Source organism: Holdemanella sp., from assembly GCF_056804935.1.
The window spans coordinates 1-3,711 of the sequence record NZ_DBMEXE010000141.1; the positions used below are offsets into that span (position 1 = coordinate 1).

The following is a 3,711-nucleotide window of genomic DNA, read 5'->3' on the forward strand; positions in this document are numbered from 1 at the left end:
ACTTTAGAAGCCTTTGATCAATGGGACAGCATGGATACATTGCACGAATGTTTATTAGCTCTTCCTAAAGAGTTGGAGATGAAGAATGGACAGGTATTATGGCCAATTCGTACAGCTGTTTCTGGTAAACAATTCACTCCGGGTGGAGCGATCGAAATTGCGTTTATCTTAGGAAAAGATGAAACATTACGTCGTATCCAAGTGGGTATTGATCGTTTGAGTGAAATCGTAGAAGAGTAAAACATACAAACGCTTAGAGAAATCTAGGCGTTTTTTTTTGCATTTTACCGGCAAAAACAAATGAATAATAAAACATCTGCGATATAAAATTGCCGATAATATGGTATACTATTACTAGATGGAGGATTGCTTATGAGATATTTTTCAGTGGCTGAAATAGCTAAAAAATGGGATATATCCGAGCGCAGTGTTCGAAATTATTGTGCACAGAATCGTGTAGATGGTGCATTTATTGCCGGTAAAACTTGGAAAATTCCAGAAAATGCCAAAAAACCTGTTCGTACGAACAAGAAGAAAGAACAGCCTGTTACTTTATTGGATATCTTGAAGGAACAAAAGATAAACAAGTATTCTGGTGGGATTTATCATAAAACACAGATTGATTTAACGTATAATTCAAATCATATTGAAGGAAGTCGCTTGAGTCATGATCAAACTCGATATATTTTTGAAACAAATACGATTGGTGTAGAAAATGAAGTGCTGAATGTGGATGATGTACTTGAAACGACAAATCACTTTCGATGTATTGATATGATTATTGATCATGCCAAGACTACTTTAAGCGAGAATTTTATTAAAGATTTACACTTAACTTTGAAGAATGGTACAAGTGATTCAAGAAAAGAATGGTTTGTGGTCGGCGACTATAAAAAGGTACCAAATGAAGTTGGAGGAATGAATACAGCACTTCCTGAAGAAGTTCCAGGTAGAATGAAGGAATTGTTAAAAGAATATAATGGTAAAAAAGGAAAGACTTTTGAAGATATACTCGATTTTCATGTAAGGTTTGAGCGTATTCATCCATTTCAAGATGGAAATGGTCGTGTTGGAAGATTGATTTTATTTAAAGAATGTTTGAAATATAATATTGTCCCATTTATGATCGATGATCAGTTGAAAATGTTTTATTATCGTGGCTTAAAAGAATGGGATTATGAAAGAGGATATCTGATGGATACTTGTTTGTCGGCACAAGATAAATATAAAGCTTATTTGGATTATTTTAGAATTGCTTATGAGAATAATAAATCAAATTGAAATCAATGAATATACTGTGATTGAAGTGTCTGATCAAACGTGTTTTGGAAACTATGCGGTAATTGAAGGCAAAGAATATCCTACAGAAATCGTATATGATTTCTGTAGGATATTCTTTAAATTAGATTCAATTCTTTAAAGGCATGATATATACCATCATCATCTAATGATGTTGTAATCATGTTAGCTTTTTCTTTGATTTCTTGTGGAGCATTTCCCATGGCGATGCTTAGATATGCTTTTTCAAACATAGGAATATCATTAAAGCCGTCTCCAATCGCAATCGTATCTTTAATGTCGGCATTAAAGTATTTGATTACGGCATCCATGCCTGTGGCTTTATTGATGTGGTAGGAAGTGATTTCTCCACTTTCTTTTCCTAGTGGTGCAAAGGTTGCCGGAATCACATCGTATTTGTCGGATAGATCTTGTTGGATCTTTTTGTATGGTGTTTTTCCATTGTCAATAACGGAGACTTTGTTGTAGACAAGGTCTTTTATATTGTCGACAACTGTGATTTGGCTCGTTAGAATGGTAAGGCCATGTTTGGCTTTTTCTTCTTCACTTTTACCGGCACATTGTTCTTCCACCATTTTTAACATCGTGTCTTTTGTATATTGAGTGGCATAGATGCCTGTGCTGCTTTCAAAGTTAGCTGGGATGTGGTTTGTAAGAAGGTAGTTTGAAAGATATTGGCTTTCTTCTTTTGTTAGTGCATTTTCTTCTACGATTTTGTGTTCACACTCAATGGTTGCCCCACTTCCGGCAATAATGGCGTCATAGTCAATTTCTAACATCGGGCCAAAGATTTCAATGCGTTGTCTTCCTGTGCATAGAATGACTTTGTGTCCATTTTTTTGGGCTTGAATACAAGCTTTGATGGCACTATCTGGAATGTAGCCTTCGTGATGAAATAGGGTGCCATCGGCGTCTAAAAATATAAGTTTCATAAGGACCTCTTTCTGATTGGACGAAATGATATTTTTATTCTACAATAGAAAGGTAAATATTTAAAGGGGAGGGATAAAATGGGCGATTATATGGTGATAGGTATTGTGCTTGTTTTTGTGGTATTGATGTCAATACTTCCAAAACCAGTTTATAATGCGATTACGCGTGCTTTTTCAATGCATAAAAATGGAATTCGTAGAATTCAGAAGTATCGTACGACAACCGATTCCATTGGAAATCTAATGTTGGGTATATCGATTGTTTTCTGTATCTTCTATTGTTTCATTCCGTTCTATTCATTTTTATATGGTATATTTTTTATTGTGAGCTACTTATGTCTTTTGGCACAGGCAAATCGTGTTACCACAAAGAAGCCTAAACAAATCGCAAAAACCGTTATCTTTTTGACGAATTTATTTGCGGGTGTCAGCTTTCTAGGTGCACTTGGCTTTTTAAATGGGCATGCATCGGTGGCTGTGATCAATCAGTTCATGATTGATTTTCATGCGCATAAGGTATTCAACATCTTATACCTTCTACAAAATCGTACTTGGATTTATTGGTTGTTTCAAGGTGCATTATTTATGTTTCCACTCTTTATTATGTGGTCACACTTTAAATATATGCGATTGGAGAATAGTGTCAAAGCGGTTTATTTTGTGACATATATTATTAAGATGTTATTTTTGATTATGATTGTGTTATGTTTTTCTTGTGAGGCATTTGATTTCTTGGATATGGTATACCAGGTGGATGCACTTAAGAAATTGGCATAGAGGAAAGAAGGATTTAAAAAATGATTACTCAAAGAATTTCAAAATTGCGTGAGAAGATGATGGAGAATAATGTACAGGCATACATTATTCCTACGTCTGACTTTCATGAAACAGAATATGTTTGCGAATATTTCGCATGTCGTAAATATATGTCTGGATTCACTGGAAGTGCAGGTGTCTTAGTTGTATTACTGGATAAGGCTGCACTATGGACAGATGGTCGTTATTTTATTCAGGCGGCAAATCAATTGGAAGGTACAGGCATTGATTTAATGAGAATGGGTCAGCCTGGAGTTCCTGAACTAGATGCGTATATTGTTGAAAATCTAAAAGAAAACGACACCGTTGGATTTGATGGTCGTGTCATGAATACAAAGGATGCCTTGGCATATAAATCTGTATTTGATTTGGCACACTTACATATGAATGTAAATCTAGATTTAGTAAATGACGTATGGACAGATCGTCCTGAGCTTCCTAGTACACCAACTTTTCATTATTCGGAAAAGTTTGCGGGTGAATCTATGGAAAGTAAGCTTTCTCGTTTGCGTGCTTTCTTAAAGGAAAATAAAGCTGATTCCATTGTACTCACAAGTGTGGATCAGATTGCATGGCTTTATAATTTAAGAGCACATGACATTCCTAATTTCCCGGTTGCGCTTGCATATTCAATCGTATCTTTAGATTCGGCTTCTATTTATAT

Annotated in this window: 5 protein-coding genes and 1 pseudogene; 5 read left to right on the top strand and 1 reads right to left on the bottom strand. The window is 35.2% G+C overall.

All coding sequences use genetic code 11. The features are described from left to right. From ACZQCL_RS06905 to ACZQCL_RS06915, 3 genes and pseudogenes are all read left to right on the top strand, one after another. A pseudogene (locus tag ACZQCL_RS06905) lies at nt 1-240 on the top strand (glutamate--tRNA ligase); the annotation flags it as partial. 132 nt (nt 241-372) lie between these two features. Continuing rightward, a complete protein-coding gene (locus ACZQCL_RS06910) occupies nt 373-1,281 on the top strand; it encodes a Fic family protein (protein ID WP_337524617.1) in 909 nt (302 codons plus the stop codon). Then, entirely contained in the window at nt 1,259-1,420 is a 162-nt protein-coding gene (locus ACZQCL_RS06915; protein ID WP_412344432.1) for a hypothetical protein, read from the top strand. The genes ACZQCL_RS06910 and ACZQCL_RS06915 overlap by 23 nt, the downstream gene beginning before the upstream one ends. Here the strand turns inward: ACZQCL_RS06915 and ACZQCL_RS06920 are convergent. Then, the gene (locus ACZQCL_RS06920) at nt 1,398-2,231 is read right to left on the bottom strand and encodes an HAD family hydrolase (RefSeq protein WP_482482410.1); all 834 of its coding nucleotides are present in this window, start codon (nt 2,229-2,231) and stop codon (nt 1,398-1,400) included. The genes ACZQCL_RS06915 and ACZQCL_RS06920 overlap by 23 nt on opposite strands. A 78-nt stretch (nt 2,232-2,309) precedes the next feature. Here ACZQCL_RS06920 and ACZQCL_RS06925 point away from each other — a divergent pair, with 78 nt between their 5' ends. Beyond that, nucleotides 2,310-3,008: a hypothetical protein gene (locus tag ACZQCL_RS06925; protein WP_482482412.1), complete on the top strand. Its 699-nt coding sequence runs from the start codon at nt 2,310-2,312 to the stop codon at nt 3,006-3,008. A 20-nt stretch (nt 3,009-3,028) separates the two neighbouring features. Beyond that, nucleotides 3,029-3,711, top strand: a 683-nt coding sequence (locus ACZQCL_RS06930; protein WP_482482414.1) for an aminopeptidase P family N-terminal domain-containing protein, incomplete at its 3' end; no start/stop codon positions are given.

Coding starts and splice junctions, on each gene's coding strand:
- ACZQCL_RS06910 (WP_337524617.1), top strand. CDS start 373: ATGAGATATTTTTCAGTGGCTGAAATAGCTAAAAAATGGGATATATCC.
- ACZQCL_RS06915 (WP_412344432.1), top strand. CDS start 1,259: ATGAGAATAATAAATCAAATTGAAATCAATGAATATACTGTGATTGAA.
- ACZQCL_RS06920 (WP_482482410.1), bottom strand. CDS start 2,231: ATGAAACTTATATTTTTAGACGCCGATGGCACCCTATTTCATCACGAA.
- ACZQCL_RS06925 (WP_482482412.1), top strand. CDS start 2,310: ATGGGCGATTATATGGTGATAGGTATTGTGCTTGTTTTTGTGGTATTG.